The following is a 5190-nucleotide window of genomic DNA, read 5'->3' as shown; positions in this document are numbered from 1 at the left end:
GGCAACGTGCGCTACCAGCTCAAGACGCCGTACCGGGACGGCACCACGCACGTCATTTTCGAACCATTGGATTTCATTGCAAGGCTGGCCGCCCTGGTACCGAAGCCCAGAGTCAACCTAACCCGCTTCCACGGGGTGTTCGCACCCAACAGTCGGCACCGGGCGTTGGTCACGCCGGCAAAACGGGGCAGGGGCAACAAGGTCAGGGTGGCTGATGAACCGGCAACACCAGCACAACGGCGAGCGTCGATGACATGGGCGCAACGGCTCAAGCGTGTTTTCAATATCGACATCGAGACCTGCAGCGGCTGCGGCGGCGCCATGAAAGTCATCGCCTGCATTGAAGACCCTATAGTGAGATCCGCCGTGCTGGTTGTCGGAAAAGGAGCCGCTAGTGGGAAAGAGGAGGGTAAATTTTCAGCGTTGCTGGCTCCCCGTCAGCCGGATTGGGTTGCATCGCAGGGGTGTCGAAAGAGTCAACTGCGGTCCAAAGCTGTTGGACTTGGGTGAAAAGGGCGTTTATTCTTCCTATACGTCGTTTCACGAGGTAGACATAATAAACATATTCTGTTGACTCGGAACTGCGCCTGATCTTAGCATGACAGCGGTCGATCCGGGCCGGCTGACAGATGAGTCGTGACAACTCACGGGCATACAAAGCCGGCAACCGGGGCTTCGCTACATTCCACCAGGGAGACATAACAATGACTGACCCCTCACCCGGCGCATCCGGCTACTGGTTTTCCCCCAACCCCGACAAGGCCTGGGCGGAGAAATTCTTCCTCACCGTGGTGCCCTTCTGGTTTCTCTACAACATGGCCATGGTGCAGATGGGCTGGCTGGAAACCGGCACCTTCTGGAACATCATGCAGAATCTGCTGATGTGGGTGCCCTACTGCGTGCTGGTACCCTGGTTCCTGCGCCGCAACAGTGGCATCCCCTGGCATCAGAGCTACTGGTTCAAGTTCAACCTGTACATGTTCTGCTGGATCTTTTTTGCCACCTACTTCCACACCGAATACTTTTTCGAGGTACTCGGTCTCCGCTATCGCTTCGAAGAGGTCAACCTGTTCCTCGATTCGGCACTGGTAGGTCCGGATGAATCGACCGCTCTGGCCCGGCACATGAAAGTACCGCCGTCGATGTACCTGAACGCGATCGTATTTTTCATCGTGTATCACGTTACTGCCGTGATCGTCATGCGCCGCATCAGAACCATGACCACCAGCTGGAACTCGGGCGCTGCGCGTTTTGCTGCATGGTGCGCCATCGTGGCGATCATTGCCGCCTTTTGGGGCTGGGGCGAAACCTACATGTACTTCGTCATGATCGACAATGACGGCAGCAACGTGTGGTATGAGGATCTGGACGCCATGCTGATGTACGGCTCCTGGTTCTACGCGCTGTACTTTGTGGTCGCCTTCCCCAACGTCTATCGCATGGATGAATCGGCTGATGGTGAGCGCTGGAGTCTGGGCCGGGTCATGATCGAATCCACCTTTGTGGCCATGGTCTCCCTGCTATTGATTGACCTGGCCACCCATGTGATCGGCGGCCCGATCTACTGATCGAAAAGGAGCAGGCTGAAGCCCATGAAGCGCCCCACCGGAAGCGAAAACGTCGGCAGAGCGGCAACCACTGCAGAACGCATTCTCAATGTTGCGGCGGAGCACTTTGGCGAGCTGGGCTACCAGGCAGCTACCATGACCCGGATCGCCGCCAATGCCGGCCTGTCCCGGGCGGCGCTGTACAAGCACTACCCGAACAAGGAATCCCTGCTGCTCGCACTGCATGAGCGCCTGGTGACCGAGTCGGTAAAGCGCTCCCGGGAATTGCTTGCCGCCGACGAGCCGGCACCGGATGTCATTCGCCACTGGCTGGAGAACTACCTGGTCAGCGAGGGCATGCGTCGGGAGATTCATGTCGCCACCCTGCCGGACACGCAGCTGCCGCTGCTGATTGAAAAAGAGGCGACCGAAAAGGCCCTGAAAAAAGTGCGCAATGCCCTTGTCGCCGTAATCAAGCGCGGCATTCGCGAAGGGTATTTCGACTCTTCGGTCAACCCGGGGCAGACCGCCCACATACTGCAGGCCCTCACCTTCAGCCTGCTGCGCAACAACATGTCGCCCCGGCCGGTGCTGACCCTCAGTGACGCCGCACAGATCAGGGCGCTTTCCAGCACCATCATCAAGGGCATGATGGCGCACAACTGACTCCAGCCACCCGATGCACTCACGGAAACACGCAAAATGAAGGTATTGGTAACAGGCGCTACCGGTTTTATCGGTAGCCACGTCGTCGCGCAGCTGCTGCGCGGCGGCCACGAGGTGGGCATTCTGGCCCGCAACCTCGACAAGCAGAAGGCCGTGCTGGAAAAGCTGTCAGTTCCCCACCGGGCTGTTGCCCTGCACCCGGGGGACGTACTTGACGACAGCTGGCGGGCACTGCTGCCGCAATACGAAGCACTGGTGCATTGCGCCGGCATGATGTCGAAAAGTGTGACCGACGTGCAGAAAATGTGGGAACTGAACGTCAGCGGTAGCGAGCGCATTCTCCGCGGCGCGGCCGCGGCCGGCCTGGACCCGATCATCTTCCTGTCCAGCTTTACTGCCCTGTTTCCACCCGGCGGGCCGGTGATGCACGCCGACGACCCGGTGACCGAACCGGACTCCAGTTACGCCCGCACCAAGGCCCGGGCCGAGCACAACGCACGGCAGCTGCAGGCGGAGGGCGCCCCGGTAGTCTGCATTTATCCGGCCTCGGTCAATGGTCCCATCGACCCGACAGTAGGCAGCGGGCAGGAATTCCTCGCCAATTACGTCAACAGCGGCTCAATGCTGGTCACTCAAGGCGGCCTCACCTTTACCGACGTCAGGGACCTGGCGCTGCTGGTCAACCGGCTGCTGGAACCCGGCAGGGGGCTGCGGCGCATCATGGCATCGGCGGACTTCATTCCCCACGCGGAGATTCTGCGCATCATGCGGGAACAAACCGGCAAGCCGATCAGGGCGATGAAGGTGCCGGGCTGGCTGCTGCGGAGCCTGGGCCGCCTCGCCGACCTGAGGCAGAGGCTATTCGGGGAGCCAACACCGGACCTGACCTACGAAGCGGCCGCCGTGCTCACCCGCTGCGTGCCACAGGATGACGCCGAGGCACGCGCTCTGCTGGGCGACGATCTGATCGGTGGCGAGCAGAGCCTGCGCGACATGGCGGACTGGATGCTGGCGGAAGGGATCATCCAGTCAGGCGCGCCCCAGGGGCGCTTATAGAAAACAACTGGCTCTGGCGCGACACCTGACGAACCACTGCCTGTTTAAGCATCTCGTCGCCGGCGCACAGGAGGGTGAAGTGTTGACGCGCCCGGGTCACGGCAGTGTACACCAGCTCCCTGGTCAGCACCGGGGACATCGCATCGGGCATGACCAGGGCAGTGTGCACGAACTCCGAGCCCTGGGACTTGTGCACGGTCATCGCGTAGACCGTCTCGACCTGTTGCAGGCGGCTGGGCAACACCCAGCGAATCCCGCCCTGGCCGTCGCCGGCGGGGAAGGCGACCCGCAGCGCGCTGCCCCGCTCCGGCCGGGTAAAATCCACCGGCGCCTCGAGTGCAATGCCGATGTCGCCGTTCATCAGGCGCAGACCGTAGTCGTTGCCAGTCACCATCACCGGCCGTCCCTCATACCACGGGGAGTCTCCCGCATCACGCGGCGTGGAACCCCGGCTGGCACCTGCATTGCGAATCAGCCCCGCCCGTGCGAGCGCCTGCTCAATACGCAGGTTGAGGGCCTCGACTCCGTAGTCGCCCTGGCGCAGGGCCGTCAGCAACTGGAATTCGCCGTGGGCGCGGAGAATGCCCGCCGCCCATGCATCCCAGGCATCGCGGGTATCCGCAAGGGTCGGGCGCGTGGAGGAGGTCGCGGCGAGCAGTTCCAGGTAATGGCGGTAGCCCCGCGCCGGCACCGTGTCGCCATCACCCAGTGCCAGGGCACTCAAGGGTCGCCATTCGCCGGCGGGCAAGTTGACCGAGTGGACATCGGGGTAGTCGCGGCTCGCCAATACCGCCTGTGCCCGTTGCGCATCGCCATTGTTCACAGCCCGGGCCAGCTCGCCGATGCCGCTGCCGGCATCGAAGCGGAAGGAGTGGCGCAGCATCGCCACCGCCTGATCCAGTGGCCGCCCGGCGACGTCCTGCAATTCGGCTTCGATAGCATGTCCGGGTGGCGGCCTCCAGCCAGGCGGCCATGTCCGGGGTGTAGTGCGCCGCGTCGGCACGCGCGCACAGGCTGCCCAGAACCGCGCCCGCTTCCACCGAGGCCAGCTGGTCCTTGTCACCCAGCAGGATCAGCCGGGCGTGCGACGGCAGGGCATCCAGCAGTGCGGCCATCATTTCGATATCCACCATGGACGCCTCGTCCACCACCACGTCCAGGGGCAGTGGACGCAAGTGATGGTGCTGGAAGCGCCGGCTGTCCGGACGCGCACCCAGCAGGCGGTGCAGGGTCGTCACGTCGTCCAGGATGGCCTCCCGCACCCGCTCACCCTGGGGCAACTGAAGACTGTCCAGGGCTTTGATCTGCCCGCTGATCGACTCATTCAGACGCGCCGCCGCCTTGCCCGGCGGTATCCGAGAAGCGGCTGTCGTTAACACGAGGCGGCAACGTGCGCTACCAGCTCAAGACGCCGTACCGGGACGGCACCACGCACGTCATTTTCGAACCATTGGATTTCATTGCAAGGCTGGCCGCCCTGGTACCGAAGCCCAGAGTCAACCTAACCCGCTTCCACGGGGTGTTCGCACCCAACAGTCGGCACCGGGCGTTGGTCACGCCGGCAAAACGGGGCAGGGGCAACAAGGTCAGGGTGGCTGATGAACCGGCAACACCAGCACAACGGCGAGCGTCGATGACATGGGCGCAACGGCTCAAGCGTGTTTTCAATATCGACATCGAGACCTGCAGCGGCTGCGGCGGCGCCATGAAAGTCATCGCCTGCATTGAAGACCCTATAGTGAGATCCGCCGTGCTGGTTGTCGGAAAAGGAGCCGCTAGTGGGAAAGAGGAGGGTAAATTTTCAGCGTTGCTGGCTCCCCGTCAGCCGGATTGGGTTGCATCGCAGGGGTGTCGAAAGAGTCAACTGCGGTCCAAAGCTGTTGGACTTGGGTGAAAAGGGCGTTTATTCTTCCTATACGTC

General features: G+C 62.3%; 4 protein-coding genes and 3 pseudogenes. 5 read left to right on the top strand and 2 right to left on the bottom strand.

The window, feature by feature from the left end; genetic code table 11:
- From H2508_RS01235 to H2508_RS01215, 4 genes and pseudogenes are all read left to right on the top strand, one after another.
- A pseudogene (locus H2508_RS01235) lies at positions 1-372 on the top strand (transposase); the annotation flags it as partial.
- Positions 373-704: 332 nt separating this feature from the next.
- Positions 705-1568 (top strand): hypothetical protein, encoded by an 864-nt coding sequence (locus H2508_RS01225; RefSeq protein WP_182168597.1) that lies wholly within the window; start codon positions 705-707, stop codon positions 1566-1568.
- Between the two features lie 24 nt (positions 1569-1592).
- Positions 1593-2213, top strand: coding sequence for a TetR/AcrR family transcriptional regulator (locus H2508_RS01220; protein ID WP_182168596.1), 621 nt, complete (start codon positions 1593-1595; stop codon positions 2211-2213).
- Between the two features lie 36 nt (positions 2214-2249).
- Positions 2250-3269, top strand: coding sequence for an NAD-dependent epimerase/dehydratase family protein (locus tag H2508_RS01215; protein WP_182168595.1), 1020 nt, complete (start codon positions 2250-2252; stop codon positions 3267-3269).
- Here the strand turns inward: H2508_RS01215 and H2508_RS14940 are convergent.
- Both H2508_RS14940 and H2508_RS15280 read right to left on the bottom strand, forming a co-directional pair.
- Positions 3235-4194 (bottom strand): ATP-binding domain-containing protein, encoded by a 960-nt coding sequence (locus H2508_RS14940; RefSeq protein ID WP_235964670.1) that lies wholly within the window; start codon positions 4192-4194, stop codon positions 3235-3237. The two genes, H2508_RS01215 and H2508_RS14940, sit on opposite strands and share 35 nt — an antisense overlap.
- A 127-nt stretch (positions 4195-4321) precedes the next feature.
- Positions 4322-4648, bottom strand: a pseudogene (locus H2508_RS15280) (AAA family ATPase); the annotation flags it as partial.
- Between H2508_RS15280 and H2508_RS01205 the strand changes: the two are divergent.
- A pseudogene (locus H2508_RS01205) lies at positions 4615-5025 on the top strand (transposase); the annotation flags it as partial. The pseudogenes H2508_RS15280 and H2508_RS01205 sit on opposite strands and share 34 nt — an antisense overlap.
- Positions 5026-5190 lie beyond the last annotated feature (165 nt).

Origin of the sequence: Sediminihaliea albiluteola (assembly GCF_014077625.1) — a bacterium.
Classification (GTDB): Bacteria; Pseudomonadota; Gammaproteobacteria; order Pseudomonadales; family Halieaceae; genus Sediminihaliea; species Sediminihaliea albiluteola.
Note: the sequence above shows the minus strand (reverse complement) of the source record. Positions and strands in the feature narration are given on the sequence as shown.

What these genes read in the sequence shown, in the direction of transcription:
- H2508_RS01215 (WP_182168595.1), top strand. Translation starts at nt 2,250, where the DNA reads ATGAAGGTATTGGTAACAGGCGCTACCGGTTTTATCGGTAGCCACGTC.
- H2508_RS01225 (WP_182168597.1), top strand. Translation starts at nt 705, where the DNA reads ATGACTGACCCCTCACCCGGCGCATCCGGCTACTGGTTTTCCCCCAAC.
- H2508_RS01220 (WP_182168596.1), top strand. Translation starts at nt 1,593, where the DNA reads ATGAAGCGCCCCACCGGAAGCGAAAACGTCGGCAGAGCGGCAACCACT.